The organism is Ramlibacter sp. P4_H7 (assembly GCF_056400765.1).
The window spans coordinates 206387-227917 of record NZ_JBFUKP010000003.1; the positions used below are offsets into that span (position 1 = coordinate 206387).

20 protein-coding genes are annotated in these 21531 nt (G+C 69.3%); 3 read left to right on the forward strand and 17 right to left on the reverse strand.

Annotated elements, in window-relative coordinates:
- The first annotated feature begins 33 nt into the window (after positions 1-33).
- Both radC and AC1DSA_RS06135 read left to right on the forward strand, forming a co-directional pair.
- Complete coding sequence (radC, locus tag AC1DSA_RS06130) at positions 34-711, forward strand: RadC family protein (protein WP_477887102.1); 678 nt, start codon at positions 34-36, stop codon at positions 709-711.
- On the forward strand, positions 708-1343 hold the full coding sequence (locus tag AC1DSA_RS06135; RefSeq protein ID WP_477887104.1) for a Smr/MutS family protein: 636 nt from the start codon (positions 708-710) through the stop codon (positions 1341-1343). The genes radC and AC1DSA_RS06135 overlap by 4 nt, the downstream gene beginning before the upstream one ends.
- Here the strand turns inward: AC1DSA_RS06135 and AC1DSA_RS06140 are convergent.
- The 17 genes from AC1DSA_RS06140 to apbC all read right to left on the reverse strand — a co-directional run bounded on the left by AC1DSA_RS06140 (position 1330) and on the right by apbC (position 19333).
- Positions 1330-2331, reverse strand: a complete 1002-nt coding sequence (locus AC1DSA_RS06140) for a M48 family metalloprotease (protein WP_477887106.1) — start codon at positions 2329-2331, stop codon at positions 1330-1332. The two genes, AC1DSA_RS06135 and AC1DSA_RS06140, sit on opposite strands and share 14 nt — an antisense overlap.
- Positions 2332-2350: 19 nt before the next feature.
- Complete coding sequence (locus AC1DSA_RS06145) at positions 2351-2944, reverse strand: LemA family protein (RefSeq protein ID WP_477887108.1); 594 nt, start codon at positions 2942-2944, stop codon at positions 2351-2353.
- Positions 2945-2996: 52 nt separating this feature from the next.
- The gene (locus AC1DSA_RS06150) at positions 2997-3404 is read right to left on the reverse strand and encodes a group II truncated hemoglobin (RefSeq protein WP_477887110.1); all 408 of its coding nucleotides are present in this window, start codon (positions 3402-3404) and stop codon (positions 2997-2999) included.
- Between the two features lie 21 nt (positions 3405-3425).
- Positions 3426-5948: an ABC transporter permease gene (locus tag AC1DSA_RS06155; RefSeq protein ID WP_477887112.1), complete on the reverse strand. Its 2523-nt coding sequence runs from the start codon at positions 5946-5948 to the stop codon at positions 3426-3428.
- Positions 5945-7351, reverse strand: coding sequence for a C13 family peptidase (locus tag AC1DSA_RS06160; RefSeq protein WP_477887114.1), 1407 nt, complete (start codon positions 7349-7351; stop codon positions 5945-5947). Before AC1DSA_RS06160 ends, AC1DSA_RS06155 begins: the two co-directional genes overlap by 4 nt.
- 28 nt (positions 7352-7379) lie before the next feature.
- Positions 7380-8234: a formate dehydrogenase accessory sulfurtransferase FdhD gene (locus AC1DSA_RS06165; RefSeq protein ID WP_477887116.1), complete on the reverse strand. Its 855-nt coding sequence runs from the start codon at positions 8232-8234 to the stop codon at positions 7380-7382.
- A gap of 64 nt (positions 8235-8298) precedes the next feature.
- Complete coding sequence (locus tag AC1DSA_RS06170; protein ID WP_477887118.1) at positions 8299-8892, reverse strand: hypothetical protein; 594 nt, start codon at positions 8890-8892, stop codon at positions 8299-8301.
- 14 nt (positions 8893-8906) lie between these two features.
- Complete coding sequence (locus AC1DSA_RS06175; protein WP_477887120.1) at positions 8907-10151, reverse strand: formate dehydrogenase subunit gamma; 1245 nt, start codon at positions 10149-10151, stop codon at positions 8907-8909.
- Complete coding sequence (locus AC1DSA_RS06180) at positions 10135-10362, reverse strand: hypothetical protein (RefSeq protein WP_477887122.1); 228 nt, start codon at positions 10360-10362, stop codon at positions 10135-10137. The genes AC1DSA_RS06175 and AC1DSA_RS06180 overlap by 17 nt, the downstream gene beginning before the upstream one ends.
- Complete coding sequence (gene fdh3B / locus AC1DSA_RS06185; RefSeq protein WP_477887124.1) at positions 10359-10976, reverse strand: formate dehydrogenase FDH3 subunit beta; 618 nt, start codon at positions 10974-10976, stop codon at positions 10359-10361. Before fdh3B ends, AC1DSA_RS06180 begins: the two co-directional genes overlap by 4 nt.
- 12 nt (positions 10977-10988) lie before the next feature.
- Complete coding sequence (locus AC1DSA_RS06190) at positions 10989-13955, reverse strand: formate dehydrogenase subunit alpha (protein ID WP_477887126.1); 2967 nt, start codon at positions 13953-13955, stop codon at positions 10989-10991.
- Between the two features lie 15 nt (positions 13956-13970).
- On the reverse strand, positions 13971-14180 hold the full coding sequence (locus AC1DSA_RS06195; protein WP_477887128.1) for a twin-arginine translocation signal domain-containing protein: 210 nt from the start codon (positions 14178-14180) through the stop codon (positions 13971-13973).
- Between the two features lie 185 nt (positions 14181-14365).
- On the reverse strand, positions 14366-14983 hold the full coding sequence (locus tag AC1DSA_RS06200) for a TorD/DmsD family molecular chaperone (protein WP_477887130.1): 618 nt from the start codon (positions 14981-14983) through the stop codon (positions 14366-14368).
- Positions 14980-17064, reverse strand: coding sequence for a 4Fe-4S binding protein (locus AC1DSA_RS06205; RefSeq protein ID WP_477887132.1), 2085 nt, complete (start codon positions 17062-17064; stop codon positions 14980-14982). The genes AC1DSA_RS06200 and AC1DSA_RS06205 overlap by 4 nt, the downstream gene beginning before the upstream one ends.
- Complete coding sequence (locus tag AC1DSA_RS06210; protein ID WP_477887134.1) at positions 16991-17626, reverse strand: DUF3306 domain-containing protein; 636 nt, start codon at positions 17624-17626, stop codon at positions 16991-16993. The genes AC1DSA_RS06205 and AC1DSA_RS06210 overlap by 74 nt, the downstream gene beginning before the upstream one ends.
- The gene (locus tag AC1DSA_RS06215; RefSeq protein WP_477887136.1) at positions 17619-18167 is read right to left on the reverse strand and encodes a DUF3305 domain-containing protein; all 549 of its coding nucleotides are present in this window, start codon (positions 18165-18167) and stop codon (positions 17619-17621) included. The genes AC1DSA_RS06210 and AC1DSA_RS06215 overlap by 8 nt, the downstream gene beginning before the upstream one ends.
- Before the next feature lie 14 nt (positions 18168-18181).
- Positions 18182-19333: an iron-sulfur cluster carrier protein ApbC gene (gene apbC / locus AC1DSA_RS06220; protein WP_477887431.1), complete on the reverse strand. Its 1152-nt coding sequence runs from the start codon at positions 19331-19333 to the stop codon at positions 18182-18184.
- 75 nt (positions 19334-19408) lie between these two features.
- Here apbC and metG point away from each other — a divergent pair, with 75 nt between their 5' ends.
- Positions 19409-21481, forward strand: a complete 2073-nt coding sequence (metG, locus tag AC1DSA_RS06225) for a methionine--tRNA ligase (RefSeq protein WP_477887138.1) — start codon at positions 19409-19411, stop codon at positions 21479-21481.
- The last annotated feature ends 50 nt before the right edge of the window (positions 21482-21531 follow it).

A 21531-nucleotide genomic window follows, 5' to 3' on the forward strand; every position in this document is an offset into this window, starting at 1 on the left:
CTATTCTAGAAAGTCGGGGCGAAGGGCAAAGTGATGGCGCTCAAAGACCTGCCTGCCGACGCGCGGCCCCGGGAGAAACTGCTGGCGCGCGGGCCGACGGCGCTGAGCGACACCGAACTGCTTGCCCTGCTGCTGCGCACCGGCACCGCCGGCCGCGGCGTGTTCCAGATGGCCGAAGAGGTGCTGGCCCGGTTCCGCGGCCTGGCGGGGCTGCTGCACGCCAGCAGCGATGAATTGCGCACCGTGCACGGCCTCGGCGGCACGGCCAAGCGGTCCGAGCTGCTGGCGGTGCTGGAGCTCGCGCGCCGCGCGATGGCTGAGCAGTTGAAGGCGCGCGAGATCTTCGGATCGCCCGAAGCCGTGAAGAATTTCCTGCAACTGCATCTGGCGCGGCGGCCCCACGAGGTGTTTGCCGCGCTCTTCCTCGATGCCCAGAACCGCTTGATCGCCATGGAAGAACTGTTCCGCGGCACGCTGACCCAGACCAGCGTGTACCCCCGCGAAGTCGTGCTGAAGGCCCTGCACCACCACGCCGCGGCGGTGGTGCTGGCCCACAACCACCCGAGCGGCACCGTGCAGCCCTCGCGCGCCGACGAGGCGCTCACCCAGACGCTGAAGGCGGCGCTGGCGCTGGTGGACGTGCGCGTGCTCGATCACGTGGTCGTCGCCCCGGGGCAGGCGCTGTCGATGGCGGAGAAAGGCCTGTTGTGAAGTCCAAGTCGCTGAAGGACCTGCAGGCCATCCGCCAGCAGCTCTCGGAGCGCGAGCGCATCGCGCGCGAGGAGGCCGCCCGCCGTGCCGAAGCGCAAAGGCGCGCCGATGCCGAGAAGGACCTGTTCCAGCGCGCCGCCGGCAAGGTGCAGCCGCTGGCCCGGCACGGCCGCGTGCACCATGCGCCGGAACCGGTCGCACCGGTGGCCGTGCAGCGCCAGCTGGACGACCGGCGCGTGCTGCATGAAGCCATCAGCGACGAATTCGATGCGTCGACGCTGCTGGAGGTCGACGAGGCGCTGAGCTTCCGCCGTCCCGGCGTGGGGATCGACGTCGCGCGCAAGCTGCGCCGCGGCTACTGGAGCATCCAGGGCGAGATCGACCTGCACGGCCTGCGCAGCGACGACGCCCGCGAGGCCCTGTCGACCTTCGTGCGCGAGGCCGTGCGCCAGGGCCTGCGCTGCGTGCGCGTCGTGCATGGCAAGGGCCTGGGCTCGCCCGGCAAGACGCCCGTGCTCAAGGGCAAGGTGCACAGCTGGCTGGTGCAGAAGAACGAGGTGCTCGCCTTCGTGCAGGCGCGGGGTGACGAGGGCGGCGCGGGGGCCGTGGTGGTGCTGCTCAGGCCCACGTGACCGCGGCAGCGCGGCCCAGCGGGATCGCCGGCATAGCCCGGCCGTAGACGCGCTGGATGCGCACCGGCAACGGCGGGTGCGCAGCGAACCAGCCGTCGCGGTCGTCCACCGCACCCATCAGCAGCAGGTGCTGCGCGGTGGGCGGCCAGGCGGGGTCGGAGGGCCGGTCCTCGGCGCGCTCCTTCTGCGTCAGCGCCTTGCGCAACACGCCGCCCAGGCCGTCGCGGCTGCGCGTCCACTGCACCGCCCGCGCATCGGCCAGGAATTCGCGCTGGCGCGACACCGACGCCTGCAGCATGCGGCCCGCATACCAACCGGCCACGCCCGTCGCCATGATGGCGCTGCCGAACAGCATCGCGAGGCCGCCGCGCTCACGCACGGTCTCGCCGAAGCCCCACACCAGCTCGAGGCCGCACACCATGCCGGCCAGCTGCATGTTCAGGCGGGTGTCGCCCTCGTGCACGTGGCTGCACTCGTGCGCCACCATGCCCTGCAGCTCGTCGCGCGTGAGCAGGTCCAGCGCGCCCTGCGTCACGGCCACCACCGCATCGTCCGGGTCCCAACCGGTGGCGAAGGCGTTGATCGCCTCGTGCCGCGGCAGCACCATCACCTGCGGCCGCGGCATGTGGGCGGCGATGCAGATCTCGTCCACGATGTTGCACAGCCGCTGCTCGCCGTGCGAAGTGCCGGGCCGCGCCTCACGGGCGCCCAGGCGGCGCGCCAGGCGCTCGGCGCCGCCGGCGGCCTGCAGGTTGGACGTTTCGATCCACCAGCCGCCCAGCACCAGCAGCAGCGTCACGCCGACGTTGACGGTGAAGAACAGGCGGGGAAAGTCCAGCGGGATGGGCGACAGCAGCTGCAGCACCCACCAGCAGGTCGCCAGCGCGAGGTGCACGCCCAGCACGGTGGCGGCAACCGCCAGCGCGAACAGCGCGAGCAGCCGCAGCGTTTCGCCGCGCGCCGTGTCCTGGGCCTCGAAGATGCGCATGCCTGGCCGCCCGCGCGGCTCAGAAGGCCACGCGCGGCGCTTCGCGCTCCTGCGCATTCTGGGTGGCCTGCAGCATGGCGGCCGGTGCGAAGCCGAACAGGCGCGCCGCGACCAGCGCCGGAAAGCGGGTAGCGGCGTCGTTGTAGTCGAGCACTTCGTCGTTGTAGGCCTGGCGCGCGAAGCCGATGCGGTTCTCGGTCGAGGTGAGCTCTTCGCCCAGCGACTGCATGGTCGCGTCGGCCTTCAGTTCGGGGTAGGCCTCCGCCACGGCCATGAACCGGCCCATGCTGCCTCCCAGCGCCTGCTCCGCCAGGGCCAGCGTCTGCACCGCGGCCGCATCCGTCGGATGCGCACGCGCCACCGCCGCCGCGCCCACCGCCGCGCCGCGCGCCTTGGCAACGGCTTCCAGCGTGCCGGCCTCATGGGCCAGGTAGCGCCGGGCGACGTCGACCAGGTTGGGAATCAGGTCGTAGCGCCGCTTGAGTTGCACGTCGATCTGCGCGAACGCGTTCGTGATGCGGTTGCGCCGCTGCACGAGGCCGTTGAACACGGCCACGCCCCAGACGACGATCACCACCAGGGCCGCCAGGAACATCCAGGTCGCTGCCACCATGCCGGGTCTCCTTCCCCAAAGACGCGGCCATTATGGGGCGCTCAAGCGCTGCTCAACCGTGCGTATTCCGCATCCAGTCTGCGGTCTGGAAGAAAGAATCGCGCAACCGCTGCCGCAGTGCCTCGGCTATGCCGACCTCGCCCATCGCCTGGTCCATGCAGGCGAGCCACTGGTCGCGCTCGAGGATGCCGATCTTGAACGGCAGGTGCCGGGCCCGCAGCCGCGGATGCCCGAAGCGCTCGGTGTAGTGCTGCGGCCCGCCGAGCCAGCCGCACAGGAACCAGAACAGGTTCTGCCGTGCCCGCTCCAGCTCGGTGCCGTGCGCTGCCCGCAGTTCCGCGTACTTCGGTTCCAGGTCCATCAGGTCGTAGAAATGGTCCACCACCGCCCGGACCTTCTCTTCGCCGCCGAACCACTCGAAGGGGGTGGCGTGCGGCGGCTTGTCTTCACTGCTCTGCATGCCGCGATTGTCCCAGCGAACCTATTCGGCGGCCTTGCGCAAGGTTTCCACCACCGGACGGGCGAGCACTTCGCGCAGGCCCCACCAGCCGGCGGCCAGCGCCAGCACCGCGCCGGCCACCGCGCCCACCAGGGGAACGAAGGGCGAGGCCGTCCAGGTGAAGCCGAAGACGTACTTGGCCAGGGCCCAGCCCACCACGGACGCGACCACGCTGGCCAGGAAACCCGCCAGCAGCCCCACGCCGGCGAGCTCGGCCCGCTGCACCTGCCGCAGCAGGCTGGCGCGGGCGCCCACGGCGCGCATGATCGCGAACTCGCGCGCGCGCTCCTCGCGCGTGGCAGCCACCGCGGCGAACAGCACCACCAGGCCGGCGGCCAGCGTGAAGCCGAACAGGAACTCCACCGCGCGGATCACCTTGTCCAGCACCGATTGCACCTGGTTCAGCGTCGAGGTCATGTCGACGTTGGTCACGTTGGGAAAGGCGCGCACCAGCGCGTTGTCGAAGCCGCGGACCTCGGGCGCGCGGAACGCCCCCATGTAGGTGACCGGCATGTCCGGCAGCACGCTCACCGGGTACATCACGAAGAAGTTGGCCCGCATCGAGCCCCAGTCCACCTTGCGCAGCGAGGTGATGCGCGCCTCGCTCGTCATCCCGGCGACGTCGAAGCGCAGCGTGTCGCCCAGCTTCAGGCCCAGCGTGGTGGCGATGCCCTCTTCCACGCTGACGGTGCCGCGCTCCTCCGGCTGCCAGCGCCCCGCCACCACCTCGTTGTGTTCCGGCTGGCTCGCGGCAAAGGACAGGTTGAACTCGCGGTCCACCAGGCGGCGCGCGCGGTCGTCGACGAAATCGTCGGGCGTCACCGCCTTGCCGTTCACTGCGACAAGCCGGCCGCGGAACATGGGAAACCAGTCCAGCCGCCGCACGCCGGAGGCGCGCAGCTTCTTCACGAAGGCGTCGCTCTGCTCGGGCAGCACGTTGATGACGAAGCGGTTCGGCGCGTCCGGCGGCGTCGCCTGCCGCCAGCTGGCGATCAGGTCGGTGCGCAGCAGCACCAGCAGCACCAGCGCCAGCAGTCCCACCGCCAGCGCACTGGTCTGCACCACCGTGTAGGCGGGGCGGGCGCTGATCTGCCGCGTGGCCAGCACCATCCAGCGCGGCGCCGTCGCTTCGTTGACCACGCGGCGCAGCAGCTTCACCGCGACCCAGCTGAGGCCGGCGAACACCAGCACGGCGCCGGCGAAGCCGCCCACCGCGATCCCGCCCAGCTTCAGGTCGCTGCTGGCCGCCAGCAGCAGCGCGACGAAGCCGGCCACGCCCACGCCCAGCACGAGCAGCGAAGCGGGCCGCAGGTTGCCCACGTCGCGCCGGATCACGCGCAGGGGCGGCACCTGCGCCAGCTGCAGCACCGGCGGCAGGCCGAAGGCCAGCAGCAGGGTCAGGCCCATGCCCATGCCGAAGGCCACCGGCCAGAGGCCCGCCGACGGCAGCGAGGTCTCCACCAGCCCGCCCAGCAGTGCGATGAAGACGAAGTGCACGGCGTAGCCGATCGCCACACCCAGCAGGCTGGCGAACAGGCCGATCGCCGCAAACTCCACCGTGTAGCTGCGGGCGATGGTGCGCTGGCTCTCGCCCAGCACGCGGAGCATCGCGCAGTCGTCCAGGTGCCGGCTGGCGAAGCCGCGCGCCGCCAGGGCGACCGCGACGGCGCTGAGCAGCGCGGCCAGCAGCGCCACCAGGTTGAGGAATTTCTCGGCGCGATCGAGCGTCTGCCGCATCTCGGGCCGGCCCCCTTCGAGCGACTCGACCCGCACGCCCCGCACTTCCGGCCGCTTGGTCTCCGCCACCGCCCAGTCGGAGAAACGCGCGACATCGCGGTCGGCGCCGGCCACGGCGAAGCGCCAGTTGACGCGGCTGGCCGGCTGCACGAGCTTGGTCGCCGGCAGGTCGCCGGCATGGATCATCACGCGTGGCACGAAGTTCAGGAAGCCGGCGCCCCGGTCCGGCTCGAGCGTGATGACGCGCGCAATGCGCAGCTGCGCATCGCCCAGCAGCAAGGCGTCGCCCATGCGCAGGTCCAGCGCCTCCAGCACCGCGGCATCGACCCAGGCCTCGCCGCGGCGGGGCACTTCGCGCGTGCGGGCGCCGGGCGTGTCGGGCTGCGTGGCGATCTCCAGGCTGCCGCGCAGGGGATAGCCCTCGGACACCGCCTTCAGCGCGATGAGGCGCGAGGCGCCCCCCTTCGCGTCGGGCGCGCGGGCCATGGAAGGGAAGACCAGGGTGGTGGCGCTCTGCAGGCCGAGCGCGCGGGCCTGCGCCTCGAAGCCGGGCGCCGTGGGCTGGTCGCTCACGACCACCGCATCGCCTCCGAGAAGCTGTCGCGCATCGCGCGACAGGCCGCCCTTCAGCCGGTCGGCGAAGAAGCCGACGGCCGTGAGGGCCGCGACCGCCAGCGTCACCGCCACGATCAGCAGGCGCAGTTCGCCGGCGCGCAGGTCGCGCAGCAAGGTGCGCCAGCCCAGCGCCAGCGCGGAGGTGCGCTTCATGGCGTCTCCAGGCGCTTCTCCAGCGCCTTCAGCAGCGGCCGGATGCCCTCGCCGACGCTGATCTGCGGGTTGGAGAAGCCGTCGGTCTTGCGGGCTTCCTCCTCGCGCCGGCGGATCACGGGCACGGCCGCGGCGAACGCCTGCTCGAACGAGTGGGTGCGCTGCAGCTGTTCGTCGAACACCGCGCGGCCGAAGTAGGTGAGCTCGGAGCGGGCGCCGCAGCCATAGGAGGTGTGGTCCGCATCCGCCGCCGTCATCACCAGGGTGGTGTCGCTGGCCAGCGGGCCGACCCAGCCGCCGGAGTAGCAGGCGGAGATCGCGATCACGCGAAAGCGGATGCCGGCCTCGTCCAGGGCGGTGCGCAGCTCGCCGGGGCTCACCGGTTCCACCTGCAGCGGCGGATGCGCGGCGGCCAGCCGGAAATCGTTGGCGCCGTGCGAGGTGAGGTAGAGCACCAGCAGGTCGTGCTCGCGGTCCATGCGGGCGGCCACCGCCTCGATGGCACGCTTGAGGTTGCGCGGCGTCGCCCAGGGCAGCGACTCCACCGTGTCCGGATGGTTGACCAGCTGGAGCACCCGCCCCTGGGCGTCGAAGCGCTGCGCCAGCAGGTTCGCCACCATCGTGCTTTCACGCAGGAAGACGTCCTCGGTCGCATAGGGCGCGAAAACGATGCCGTAGACGTCGGTCACGCCAGGGCGCTGCGGCAGGAGCCCTTCGACACTCTGGCGGAACAGCGCCTGCTGCGTCTCGAAGCTCTCGTCGCCCAGCACCATGCCGGGTGTTTCCGCTTCGGGCTCGGGGGGTGCCTCCCACGGGCGATCGGGAAAGAGCCACGCGCTCACCGCGAAGATCAGCACCAGGACGGCACCGAAGATGCGCAGCTGGGCCCGTGCCAGGCCGAAGTGCGACGCCAGGCGCAGCGCAATGGCGAGCACCCAGGCCCACAGGCCGATGTACACCAGCAGGGCGAACAGCGCGGACTCCGCGAGCGCCTCCGGCAGCAGCTCCCAGCCCTGCGCGATTCCGATCGCCTGCGACACCAGGCCGGGCGGGATGGCTGCCCCCAGCCACAAGGCGAACCAGGCGGCCATGCCGCCCGCCTCGGGCCGCGGCTCGCGCGGCCACAGCGTCCAGAGCAGCAGCACCAGGGCCGCCACGCTCCAGGAGGGCGCCAGCCAGCCGCGCAGGCTGAAGTCCGCGGGCCCCGGCACCTCCAGCCGCCCCAGCGCCAGCTCGATGCCGGTGGCGATCAGCACCAGCAGCAGCAGCTCGCGCGGGCGGGGCGTGCTGCCCTGCGTGCTGGGCGAGCGCAGCACGGAAGCGCGCAGGCCTTCGCGCAGCCACCCGCGCACGCCCAGCGCGGGCGGTGGTGCGGGCGGCTGGCCTTCGATCCATTCGTTCATGGCAGGGAATCCGTTGGGGGGCGTCGCGTCAGGAAGCGGCCCGCCGCATGCTCGCCAGTTCCGGCTGCAGCTGCAGGCGGTCCGGCGCCGTGTAGCAGAGGAAATGCCGGCCGGTCGCACGTCCGACGGTGCACAGGCCCAGGCGCTGCGCGACCTCGTGGCCCATCTGAGTGATGCCGCTGCGGGAGATGACGATGGCCACGCCCATCTGCGCCGACTTGATCACCATCTCGCTGGTGAGTCGGCCCGTCGTGTAGAACACCATCGGTTCGTCCGCCGTGGCGGGCGCGTGGCCGTCCCCGTGCAGCCACATCCAGCCGGCGATGGTGTCGATCGCGTTGTGGCGCCCGACGTCCTCCACGAACAGCAGCATCTGCTCGCCGCGAAACAGCGCGCAGCCGTGCACCGAGCCGGCCGACTTGTACGTGCTCTCCTGCAGCCGGATCGCGTTGACGATGCCGTACAGCTGCGCCTGCGTGAGGCGGGCATTGGGCAACGCCACGCTGTCGATCTCGTCCATCAGCGCGCCGAACACGGTGCCTTGCCCGCAGCCGGTGGTCACGACCCGGCGCGCGGTGCGCTCCTCGATGCGGTCGATGCCGTCGACCGTCTTCACGGCCGCCGCGCCGACTTCCCAGTCCACCGTCACCGATGCCACGGCGCCCACGGATTTGACCAACCGCTGGTTGCGCAGGTAGCCCAGCACCAGCCATTCCGGCTGGGCGCCCAGCGTCATCAGGGTGACCAGCTCGCGCTTGTCCACGTACACCGTGAGCGCGCGTTCCGCCGGGATCGAGATCGTTTCCTGCTCGCCGTGCTCGTTGACGACCTCGACGCTGCGGGTCAGGGGCGCGCGGGCCTCGGTGAGCACGGGAAGGGACATGGCGGAAGGCTACCGCAAAAGAAAAGGCCAGCCCGCGGGCCGGCCTCGTCGCCACCGCAATTGCTTACTTCTTCGTGGCCACGCCCGGCTTGGACGGCGCCATCTCGGCCGAGTTCGACCGCACGCTCGGCGGGCTGGTGGCATTGGCGGCCGGCGAATGCGCGCCCGAGGTCTCCAGCGGCTTCTGTTCGGGCGGTGCGTAGGCAAACGGGCCGGGGTCCGCGCAGCCGGCTGCAGCCGGCGCGGCCGCGACCGGCGTGCTGCCACCTTGCGAAGCGGACGCGCTGGTCGGCGAGGTGGGGGCTGCCGCTGTCGTCGCGGAGGCCGGCGGCTTGGCCGCAGCGACCCCGCTGGAGGCCGGCGGCATGGGCTTCGCCGCAGCCGACGTGCCCGACGTGCCCGACGTGCCCGACGCAGCCGACGCAGCCGACGCAGCCGACGCAGCCGGACGCGAGGCGACCGTCTTCCGGTAGTTCGCCACCACGCGGTCCTGCGCCTTGCACGTCTGATAGGCATCCAGCTTGGCCTGGTACGCCGTCTTGGCGGCGGCCTCGGCGGCCTTGGCCTTGGCGGCTTCGTCCAGCACCGGCGGCGGGATCGTGGCGAGCGCGGCGCCCGAAACAGCCAGCGCAACGGCGGTGAGCATCACTCGGATCATGTCTGTTCTTCTCCTCACACGGTGCGCACGGACTGCGTGTCGTCGACGATGCCCAGCGGCTTGCTGCGCTGGGCCGGGATCTTGCCGGCACGGATGTCCTCGTACCAGTAGGCGTGGTGTTCCTTCGCCCACGCCTCGTCCACGTAGCCGTCGCGCATGGCGCGGTAGGCGCCGCGCATCCCGACCGTGCCCAGGTAGATGTGCACCACGGTCAGGCACATCATCCCCACGGCGGCGGCGGCGTGGATCATGTGCGCCACCTGCATCTGCGCCCGCTCGTAGCCCAGGCTGGGAATCAGCTTGTCCATCACCAGGCCCGAACCGACGACGATCAGTCCCAGCACCACCACGGCCAGCCAGAAGACCACCTTCTCGCCGGCGTTGAAGCGGTGGCCGGGCGGTTCCTCCCCGTGCTTGCCGAGCACCGCGCGGGGGCTGAGCAGCCAGCGGAGGTCCCCGCGGCGCGGAAGTTCGTCCTTGGCGAAGGTGATGATGATGATCACGAGCGACACGGCGAACAGCGGTCCGGCGAAGTTGTGGACGTTCTTCAGCAGGTACGTCAAGTAACCGAAGAGCGTCTGCCCGATGACCGGCAGCAGGAAGAACTTGCCGAAGGCCATGACGATGCCGGAGACCGCGAGCAGCACGAAGGCGATGGCATTGGACCAGTGGGCTGCGCGCTCGAAGGGGGTGAAGCGCTCGATGCGCCGTCCGCCGCCGCCCACGGCTGGCTGATGGCCCAGCGGCCCGCGCACGAAGTAGAAGATCGCCATCGCCACCAGCGAGATGAGCAGCAGCGCGCCGCCGTAGGGCACCAGCCAGTGGTTGCGCACCTGCCGCCACGCCTCCCCGGCGGTCACGAAGCGCGTGCCCGGATACTGCACCGGCGCCTGGATCAGGTTGCCGGCCTCGGGCGCCTCGGACTTCGGCAGGCTGCTGTAGCCTGTGACGCCACCCTGCACGCCGCGCCACATCGGCGCGTTGTTGCCCGGCTGGACGCGGTTGCGCTGGCCGTTGTTCTGCTCCATGTAGCCGGGGTCGGAGGAAGCGTCGCGCTTCACTTCGGGCTTCACGTCGAAGATGTTCTGGCCCTGGACGCCGCCGGCAGCCGGCGCCGGATCGTCCGGCAGGTTCCTCGAGGGCGCCGTGGCCGTGGCGGGGGCCCCCGCGGGCGCCGGGCTCGGGGTCTGCGCGAGCGCGGTGCCGCCGAGGGCGGCCGTCAGCGCGGCCGCGGCGAGAAGCTCAAGGAACCTTCGCATAGTCGTTTTGCCCCTGGACGGTACGGACCTTCATCTGCTGTTCCCAGCTGTTGCGGTCGCCGGGCTTCCAGCCCGTGACCACGAACGGATGGTTGGTGCCCTGGTAGGCCGCGGCATCGCTCTTGATGCCGCTGGCTGTCTGCTCGCGCTCCGCGCAGGCGGCGAGCACGACGGCAAGGACGATGAGCGCGAGGATGGTGAGGGGTCTCATGACTTGGCTCCCTGCGGCTGGCCGGCCTGCTTGGAACCGTAGGCGGTGCCCCAGCCCCACACTTCGGCGCCCTTGCCGCGCTTGAGCACGCGGTTGCGGAAGATGTCGGCCACGACGTCGCCGTCGCCGGCCAGCAGGGCCTTGGTCGAGCACATCTCGGCGCAGGCGGGCAGCTTGCCTTCGGCCAGCCGGTTGCGGCCGTACTTCTCGAACTCGGCCTGCGAACCGTTGGCCTCGGGGCCGCCGGCGCAGAAGGTGCACTTGTCCATCTTGCCGCGCACGCCGAAGGTGCCGGCCGCGGGGAACTGCGGCGCGCCGAAGGGGCAGGCGTAGCTGCAGTAGCCGCAGCCGATGCAGGTGTCCTTGTCGTGCAGCACCACGCCCTCTTCGGTGCGGTAGAAGGTGTTGGTGGGACAGACCGCCATGCAGGGCGCATCGGAGCAGTGCATGCAGGCCACCGACACCGACTTCTCGCCCGGGACGCCGTCGTTGAGCGTGACCACGCGGCGGCGGTTGACGCCCCACGGGACTTCGTGCTCGTTCTTGCAGGCCGTGACGCAGCCGTTGCACTCGATGCAACGCTCGGAGTCACAGATGAATTTCATTCTTGCCATCGTGATCTCCCCTTAGGCCCGTTCGATGTTGCAGATCGTCGTCTTGGTCTCTTGCATCATGGTCACGCTGTCGTAACCGTAGGTCGTGGCGGTGTTGACCGCCTCGCCCCGCACCACGGGCGCAGCGCCGTTCGGGTAGTACGGCAGCATGTCGACGCCCTGCCAGCGGCCGGAGAAGTGGAAGGGCATCCACACCGTGTCCGGCCCGACGCGCTCGGTCACCATCGCCTGCACGTTCAGCTGCGCGCCGGTGGGCGAGCGCAGCCAGACGCGGTCGCCATTCTTGATGTTGCGCTCGGTCGCCGTCTTCGGGTTGATCTCGACGAAGGCTTCCTGCTGCAGTTCGGCCAGCCAGGGGTTGGACCGGGTCTCCTCGCCGCCGCCCTCGTACTCGGTCAGGCGGCCGGAGGTCAGGATCAGCGGGAACTTCTCGGCCACCTTGTCCTGCAGGTTCTTCTGCTGCACGCTCTTGTACAGCGTGGGCAGGCGCCAGAACGCCTTCTTGTCGTCGTGCGACGGGTACTTGGCGACCAGGTCCGGCCGGGTGCTGTACAGCGCCTCGCGGTGCTGCGGGATCGGGTCGGGGAAGTTCCACACCACCGCCCGCGCCTTCGCATTGCCGAAGGGATGGACGCCGTGGTTTTTCATCGCGACGCGGATCAGGCCGCCCGACGAGTCGGTCTTCCAGTTCTTGCCTTCGGCCTGCGCCCGCTCGGCATCCGTGAGTTCCCCCCACCAGCCGAGCTTCTTGAACAGGACGTGGTCGATCTCGGGATAGCCCGTCGTGATGTCGGAGCCCACCGGTGCGGAGCCGTCCTCGGCCAGCAGGTTGACGCCGTCCTTCTCGACGCCGAAGTTGGCCCGGAAGCAGCCGCCGCCGTCCATGACGTGCTTGCTGGTGTCGTACAGGTTGGCCGAGCCCGGGTGCTTCAGTTCGGGGGTGCCGTAGCAGGGCCACGGCAGGCCGTAGTAGTCGCCCTGGATGTCGTACCCGGTCTCCTTGTCCTTCACGCTGCCCTTGGCCTTGAGCGTCTTCACGTCGAAGCTGCCCATCAGCCGCATGTGGGCCTTCAGGCGCTCGGGGCTCTGGCCGGTGTAGCCGATGGTCCAGACCGACTTGTTGATCTCGCGCAGGATGTCCTCGGGGATCGGCTCGTCCAGTCCCTTGACCTTCTGCATCTTGTAGTTCTTGACCAGTTCCTTGCCGAAGCCGAGCTTGTCGGCCAGCTGGTACATGATCATGTGGTCGCTGCGGCTTTCCCACAGGGGCTCGATCACCTTCTCGCGCCACTGCAGCGAGCGGTTCGAGGCCGTCACGGAACCGCTGGTCTCGAACTGCGTGGCCGCCGGCAGCAGGTACACCGCGCGGTTCTGGTTCAGGTCCTTGGGGTCGCCGGGCATGGCGGCCATGGCGGCGGTGGCGGACGGGTACGGGTCGACCACGACCAGCAGGTCCAGCTTGTCCATCGCCTTCTTCATCTCGAGGCCGCGGGTCTGCGAGTTCGGCGCGTGGCCCCAGTAGAAGACGCCGCGCAGGTTGGACGTCTGGTCGATCAGCTCGTTCTTCTCGAGCACGCCATCGATCCAGCGGGACACCGTGATGCCGGGCTTGGTCATCATGCCCACGTTCTCGAAGCGGCCCTTGATCCAGTCGTAGTCGACGCCCCAGACCTTGGCGAAGTGGCGCCAGGAACCTTCGGCGACTCCGTAATAGCCGGGCAGCGAGTCCGGGTTGGGGCCGACGTCGGTCGCGCCCTGCACGTTGTCGTGGCCGCGGAAGATGTTGGCGCCGCCGCCGGACACGCCGATGTTGCCCAGCGCCAGCTGCAGGATGCAGGAAGCGCGGACCATGGCGTTGCCGATGGTGTGCTGCGTCTGGCCCATGCACCACACGATGGTGGAGGGCCGGTTCTTCGCCATGGTCTCGGCGACCTTGAAGACCTCGGCCTCGGGCACGCCGCAGGCCTCGAACACCTTGTCCGGCGTCCACTTGGCCAGCACGTCCTCGCGGACCTTGTCCATGCCGTAGACCCGGTCGTTGATGTACTTCTTGTCTTCCCAGCCGTTCTTGAAGATGTGGTGCAGCACGCCGAACAGGAAGGGGATGTCGGAGCCGGACCGGATGCGGATGTACTGGTCCGCCTTGGCGGCCGTGCGGGTGAAGCGCGGGTCGGCCACCATCAGCTTGGTGCCCGTCTCCTTGGCGTGCAGCATGTGCAGCATGGACACGGGGTGCGCCTCGGCGGCGTTGGAGCCGATGTACAACGCAGCCTTGCTGTTCTGCATGTCGTTGTACGAGTTGGTCATCGCGCCGTAGCCCCACGTGTTCGCCACGCCGGCGACGGTGGTGGAGTGGCAGATGCGCGCCTGGTGGTCGCAGTTGTTGCTGCCCCAGAGGCTCACGAACTTGCGCATCAGGTAGGACTGCTCGTTCGAGTGCTTCGACGAGCCGATCCAGAACACGGATTCGGGGCCGCTGGCCTTGCGCAGGTCGTTCAGCTTGGCGGTGATTTCGTCCAGCGCCTGGTCCCAGCTGATGCGCTGGTACTTGCCGTTCACCAGCTTCATCGGGTAGCGCAGGCGGAACTCGCCGTGGCCGTGCTCCCGGATCGCCGCGCCCTTGGCGCAGTGCGCGCCCAGGTTGATCGGCGAGTCGAACACCGGCTCCTGCCGCACCCACACGCCGTTTTCGACCACGGCGTCGATCGCGCAGCCCACGGAGCAGTGCGAGCACACCGTGCGCTTGACTTCCACGCGTCCCTCGCCGACTGCGGGCCCCTTGCCTTCGGCGGCCTTGGCCTTCTTCACGAGCGTGAGCGAGGAGGCGGCGATGCCGACCCCGACGCCCAGGCCGGAGCGGCGCAGGAACGCGCGGCGGTCCATCGTGGGCAGGGCGGAGGACAGGCCCCGCTGCAGGCTGTGGATGAACGGCGAGCGCGTTGTGTCCTGGGCAGCGCCCGACTTCTTGGTGAGCAGCATGGAACTCTCCGGGAGTTAGACGAGCGTGGTCTTGTAGTACCGCTTGACGTGGTCCGTCAGGTGGTAGCCGCCGCCGTTTTCCGGCGCTGGCGGGAGCGTCTCGGCGACAGGCGCCTCAGGGACAGTTGTCTTGGGAATCGTGACCACGGCTGCGGTCGCTGCGCCGGCAACGGCGGCTCCCATGATGAAACCCCGGCGTGAGGGCTTGGCTTGGCTTTCGGACATGTGCAAGTCTCCTGAAGCTCTTATGAACTACCTTTCATACTGTAGTAGAGCGAAAACTTCACGGCAATCGTTGGCATGCAAAAAAGAGGTCGGTTCCCTCAGGGAAAACGCGAACCGACAGCAGCCCGACAGGAATTCCCCTATGGAAAACGCGTACGCGGGGAATAAACGCGGCACTCGCGACGTCACGCGAGCATGTCGAAGCCCTGGGCTTCGATGCTCGCGAAGGCGCGCGTGAATTCGGCGAGGGCCGCGTAGAAATGCGCCTTGGGATGGGCGCCGATCGCGTCGCACAAGGGTGCCAGCCACGGCTGCACGTGCTCGTTGAAGAACTCCCGCTGGCGCGCGAGGTTGGCCACCGCCGCATCGTCGCCGGCGATGAGGTAGCGCATGACCTCGCACACGTAGGCCACGTGGTCCTCCGTCTCCGGCATCGCCTCGTCGCGCGCAAGGCCCAGTCCAGCCAGCGTTTCGCGCAGGCGGGCGACCGGCTTCTCGTTCAGGAAGCCGGTGAGGTAGTGCGAGCCGAACAGGTAGACCTCCGGCTTGCCGACGCCGCCGAACAGCGCCTCGAATTCCGCGGCGATCTCGCCGTCGCTCATGCCGCGGGCGACTCCCACCAGCACCCGCCACGGCTCCTCCAGGAAAGCGCCCTGCGCCGGCGCTTCGGTCACCGCCACCCGCAGCGCGGACAGCAGCTCGGGGCCGGGCGCCGCGTAATAGAGCTGCGCGAGCAGCCCGTAGATCTCGGCGCGTGCGGTCTCCTCGTCCAGCGCGCTGGTGGAGGGCGGGAGTTCTCTCATAGGTCGGTGATGCGCGATTCGTTCTGCGACGAGTAGAGGTCGATCACGCGGCAGTCGCCGCACATCTTCAGCCGCTCCAGGGCCGGGCCCTGGAACATGGAATGGCCGGCCAGCTTGCCGAGCATGGACTCGATGCCCTTGAGCGTGCCAAACGGCTTGCCGCAGCGGATGCAGGCATAGGGCTTGGCTTCGTTGAGGATCCGCGCCTGCTTGCGCTCGGGCGTGAGCAGCAGCCGCGGCTGCAGCGTGATGGCCTTTTCCGGGCAGGTGGTGGCGCAAAGCCCGCACTGCACGCAGTTCTTCTCCACCAGCCGCAGCTGCGGCGCCGCCTGGTTGTCCTGCAGTGCGCTCGCCGGGCAGGCGCCGACGCAACTCATGCACAGCGTGCACTTGTCCGCGTCGACCGTGATGCTGCCGAAGGGCGCGCCGACCGGCAGCGCGATCGCCTCGGGCCGGCCGGGCGCCTGCTCCACCAGGTGGTCGAGCGCGAGCTCCGCGGTCGTGCGCTTTTCGGCCGCCACGGCGAAGCGCGCCCGCACCTTGGGGGTGGCGCCGCGGCGGCCGGCGAGCAGGCGCAGGTCCTGGTCGAGGTCGCTGGCGCTGCGGCTTTGCAGCAGGCTGAAATGGCTGCCTTCGTAGCCGAGGCCGTGCAGGATCGCCTGCGCGATCTCCATCTGCGCCTTCAGCGCGTCGAGGTACTGCGGCGCGTCGTCGCGGGTGGCCAGCACCGCCACGTGCGCGGCACCCTGCGCCACCGCACTCAGCCACAGCTCGATGCCGATGCTGGCGACATGCCACAGGGCCAGGGGAATCACGTTGGCCGGAACACCGTCGCCGGCGCCGACGCGCGCACCGCGTCCCACGTCCTCCACCAGGGCCTGGCCGCGCTCCTGGTTGTGGAGCAGCAGCACGGGCGCGCTGCCACCTGCCGCCTCGTAGGTGGACAGCAGCGTCCGGATCCGGGTGCCCTGCTCACCGGGGCGCGGATAGGCATAGGTGAGCGCGCCGGTGGGGCAGACCGTCGTGCAGGCGCCGCAGCCCACGCACAGGTTGGGATGGACCTTGATCTGCTGCCGCGATTTCTCGCTGCTGATCGCCTCGGCCGAGCAGATGTCGATGCACGCGCTGCAACCCACCTTCTCGTTGCGGCTGTGCGCGCACAGCTTCTGCTTGTAGGCGAAGAATCTGGGCTTTTCGAACTCGCCCACCAGCTCGCGCAGCTTGATGACCACGTCCAGGGCCTTCGGGCCGTTGGCCTGGTCCGGCGGCAGGTGGAAGTAGCCTTGCGGCGGCGCGTGCTGCAGGAAGCCCGGCTGCCGGCGCAGGTCGAGCACGAGGTCGAAAGTGTCGGCGTGGGCGACGGGCTCACGCGTGAAGTCGATGGCGCCGACGTCGCACACCTTCACGCAGGCGCGGTGGTCCTTGCAGGCCTGCAGGTCCACCTGGTAGTCCAGGCCGATGGCCTGCTCCGGGCAAACCGCGACGCAGGCATTGCAGCGCGTGCACAGATCGAGGTCGATCGGGTTGTCCTGCGCCCATGCCAGCTGGAAGGCGCCCAGCCACCCGGAGAGGCTGTCGATGCGCCCGCCCACCACGGGATAGCGGCGTTCCTGCGCGCCGGCGCCGCCGCGCGCGAAGATGGTCACGTCCAGCGCATCGCCGAGCACCGCGGCGAAACGCTCCGCCTCTTCCAGCGGCCCGATCAGCAGCAGGCGGCCGGCGCTCTTGTAGGTGACGGTGGCAACAGGTTCCGCCTCCGGCAGCTTGGCGGCAGCGAGCAGCGCGGCCAGCTTGGGCATCGCGGCTTTCGCGTCCTTGCTCCAGCCGCCGGTTTCGCGGATGTTGACGAAGCGGATGGGGGAGACGGCGCCCTCGGTCTGCCGCCCCAGTTCGCCGAACAGGCGCTTTTCCTGGGTGCAGGCGACGACCACGTCGTCGCCGCTGCGGATCGCCTGCTGGAACGCCCCGGCCTCGCGCCGGCACAGCGTGGAATGCAGCGTCAGGTTCTCAGCAAGAGCCTTCCCCAGGGCCTGGGCGTCCAGGGGCATCGTCTTGTTGCAGTCGCAAATCAGGGTCGGCATGGTCGTCGGCCGGCGGTAATGCTTGTCCGGTCCGGGTGCTGGACTGTGCCACGGAATCGGAAGGGCGCGCATCCGCGAATTCCCGCTCCGTGGGGGCTTTCGCCAGCGGCTCGGCTTCGTCCTTGTTCGCCTTGTCTTCCTCGTCATCGAAGAGCTTGAGGAACTTGGCGCTGGCGAGTTGCCGCAGCATCTCCGGCGGGATCGGGTCGGGCTTGTTGTAGTCGTCGATGTAGGTGTCCAACCCGTCCATCACGTTGAAGTGCGGATCGGCGAACAGCTTCTTCATCGCCGCGTTCTTCACCTCGGGCGCGACGTCGGGCTGGACGAAGCGGGTGAAGTCGGATTGCGGAGTGAGCTCCTGCGCGTCCTGGAGCGTCGGCGAAGCAGGGGGTTCGACCGGGGCCGGCTGGGCTGGCGCGGGAACGGGCTCCGTCCCCGCAGGCGCAACCACGTTCGCAGGCGCCGGGGGCTGGATCGTGCGCTCGGGCTCCGCGGGCAGCGGCTCGCCCTTGCGCACCGCCTCCTTGCGCTTCGCCCAGCGGCCCAGGAAACCGTCAGCCATGGCCCTCGCCTCCGCCGTGTTTCTTCTCCGTGCTGACGGAAGCCGGCTGGCCGAAGCGGTCCTCCAGCCGGCGGAAGCTCTCGGGACGCTTACGCTTCTTCGGTTCGGGCACGTAGTGCTCTTCGGCGAAGGCGCGCATCCACTCGACGACGTGCGGGGGTGCGGGCACCTGCTCCACCGTTTCCTGCGCATCCAGCCAGCGCGCGGCCTCGTGGTAGCTCAGGGTCACGAGCAAGGGCCGCGGCATCGGCTCGTCGGCGATGCTGGCCTCCTCCTCCATGCGCCAGAGGACGAACCAACCCGGCGCCGGCGTGGTGACGTTGAGGTAGTAGCCCTCGGCTTCGTCGCGGAACAGTTCCACGCGCAGGCCGGGATGCAGCCAGCGCTCGCCGTCGTCGTCCTGGTGCAGGCGGCGCGGTTCGCTGCCGAAGGCGGCTTCGTTCGGCACGACCTCCGCCAGCTCCCACTGCCAGGGCTGCCAGCGGCTGGCGGTGCGCCGCTTGCGCATGATCACCGCGACGGCTAGGGCCGGGCGCTCCATGATGGCTCCGGGCGCTAGGTGTTCTTGGAGACGGTGATCGTGGGGAACTTCGAGGAGAAGTCCTTGGCCCGGGCCGCGATCTTGATCGCGACCTTGCGCGCCACGCTGCGGTAGATCTTCGCCGCTTCGCTGTCGGGGTCCGCCACCACCGTCGGCTTGCCGCTGTCGGCCTGCTCGCGGATGTGCATCGCCAGCGGCAGCGCACCGAGGTACTCGATGCCCTTGTCCTCCGCGTAGCGCTTGCCGCCGCCCTCGCCGAAGATGTGCTCCGCGTGGCCGCAGTTGCTGCAGATGTGCACCGCCATGTTCTCCACCACGCCGAGGATGGGCACGCCCACCTTCTCGAACATGGTGACGGCCTTCTTCGCGTCGATCAGCGCGATGTCCTGCGGCGTCGTGACGATGACGGCACCCGTCATCGGCACGCGTTGCGACAGGGTCAGCTGGATGTCGCCGGTGCCGGGGGGCATGTCGACGATCAGGTAGTCCAGGTCCTGCCAGTTGGTCTGGCGCAGCAGCTGCTCCAGGGCCTGGGTGGCCATGGGACCGCGCCAGATCATGGCTTCGTCCTGGTTGATGAGGAAGCCGATGGACATCACCTGCACGCCATGGTTTTCCAGCGGCTCCATGGTCTGGCCGTCGTCGCTTTCCGGACGGCGGTCGATGCCCAGCATCATGGGCTGGCTGGGGCCGTAGATGTCGGCGTCCAGCACGCCCACCTTGGCGCCTTCGGCCGCCAGGGCCAGTGCCAGGTTGGCGGCGGTGGTGCTCTTGCCCACCCCGCCCTTGCCCGACGCCACCGCGATGATGTTCTTCACGTTGGGCATCAGCTGCACGCCGCGCTGCACGGAATGCGCGGTGACGCGGGTGGTGATGTTGACCGAAACGTTTTCGATCCCGGGCACCGTCTTGGCCGCGGCGACCAGTGCACGGCGCATCTCCGGCGCCTGGCTCTTGGCCGGATAGCCCAGTTCGACTTCGAAGGAGACGTCGCCTCCCTCGATCTGCACGTTCTTCACGGCCTTGGCGCCGACGAAATCCTTGCCCGTGTTCGGGTCCTTCACGCTCGCGAGAGCCGCGAGCAGCTGTTCCTGGGTGGCCATAAAGCTTTGTCTCTGTAGTTGCGCCGAGTGTAGCGGCGGCGACTCGCGCGACTCCCATGGAATCGCTTACCCCCACGCCGCGCCGGACCGTCACCCACTGGCGCTGACTAAAATGCCCGGTTCCCCCTGGAAAACCCCATGCCCCAGCGCAAGCTCTTCGTCACCACCGCCCTGCCGTACGCCAACGGCAAGTTCCACATCGGCCACATCATGGAATACATCCAGGCCGACATCTGGGTGCGGCACCAGCGCATGCAGGGCAACATGGTGCACTTCGTGGGCGCCGACGACGCGCATGGGGCGCCGATCATGATTGCCGCCGAGAAGGCGGGCAAGACGCCGCAGGCCTTCGTGGGCGAGATCGCCGCGGGCCGCAAGCAGTACCTCGACGGCTTCCACATCCGCTTCGACAACTGGCATTCCACCGACAGCCCGGAAAACACCGTGCTGGCGCAGGCCATCTACCAGCGCCTGAAGGCCAACGGCCTGATCACCACCCGCACCATCGAGCAGTTCTACGACCCGGTGAAGGGCATGTTCCTCCCGGATCGCTACATCAAGGGCGAGTGCCCGGTGTGCCACGCGAAGGACCAGTACGGCGATGCGTGCGAGGTGTGCAGCAGCGTGTACTCGCCCACCGAGCTGATCGAGCCCTATTCCACGCTGACCGGTGCGCGCCCCGAACTGCGCAGCTCCGACCACTACTTCTTCCAGCTGTCCCGGCCCGAGGTCGTCGATTTCCTCAAGGCCTGGACGCAGGACGGCAAACTGCAGCCCGAGATGGCGAAGAAGGCCGGCGAATGGTTCGAGGCCGGCATGGCCGACTGGGACATCAGCCGCGACGCGCCCTACTTCGGCATCGAGATCCCGGACGCGCCGGGCAAGTACTTCTACGTCTGGCTGGACGCGCCGATCGGCTACCTCGCCAGCCTGAAGAACCACTTCGACAAGGGCCAGGCGAAAGACCACTGGCACGCGGCCTCGCGCACGGACGCGAGCTTCGAGCAGTTCATCGCCGACCCGGCGGTGGAGCAGGTGCACTTCATCGGCAAGGACATCGTGTACTTCCACACCCTGTTCTGGCCGGCGATGCTGCAGTTCAGCGGCCGCAAGACGCCCCACCAGGTCAACGTGCACGGCTTCATCACCGTCAGCGGCGAGAAGATGTCCAAGAGCCGCGGCACCGGCATCGATCCGCTGAAGTACCTGTCGCTCGGCATGAACCCCGAATGGCTGCGCTACTACATCGCGGCCAAGCTGAATGCGCGCGTCGAGGACGTCGACTTCAATCCGGACGACTTCGTGGCGCGGGTGAACTCCGACCTGGTCGGCAAGTACGTCAACATCGCCAGCCGCGCCGTCAAGTTCATCCCCGGCGGCAAGCTGGTCGCCGGCGAAGGAACGCTGAACGTGGGCAAGCTGGTCGACAGCGTCAAGGTGCTGTACGAGACCCGCGAGTTCGGCAAGGCATTGCGCGAGGTGATGGCCTTTGCCGACGAGGTGAACCTGCGCTTCGACGCCGCCGCACCCTGGAAGCTGGTCAAGGAAGGCAAGGCCGATGCGGCCGCCCAGGTCTGCTCCGACTGCCTGCAGGCCTTCAAGGTGCTCACCGCCTGCCTGAAGCCCGTGCTGCCGCAGCTGGCCGCGCAGGCCGAGGCCTTCCTGAACTGCCAGCCGCTGGACTGGACCAATGCCGCGCAGGTCCTGCCCGCGGGCCACCAGGTCGGCGCGTACCAGCACCTGATGCAGCGCGTGGACGTGAAGCAGCTCGACGCGCTGTTCGAGCCGCCGGCCGAGGCTGGCGCGCCCCCACCCCAACCCTCCCCCGGCGGGGGAGGGAGCGAGAAACCCGGGGGCGAGGAGATCGCCCCCGCGATCACGATCGACGACTTCGGCAGGATCGACCTGCGCATCGCGAAGATCGTGGAGTGCAAGGCCGTCGAGGGCTCGACCAAGCTGCTGCAGCTCACGCTCGACGTGGGCGAAGGCCGCCACCGCAACGTGTTCTCCGGGATCGCCTCGGCCTACAAGCCCGAGGATCTGGTTGGCAAGCTCACCGTGATGGTCGCCAACCTGGCGCCGCGCAAGATGAAGTTCGGCGTGAGCGAGGGCATGGTGCTGGCGGCCAGCCACGCGGACGAGAAGCAGAAGGCCGGCATCTACGTGCTGAATCCGTGGCCTGGCGCGGAGCCGGGCATGCGGGTGCGCTGAGGGCGGCAATCGCCACCCAGGCAGCGGAACGGCGCAGTCTCGCGCCGTTT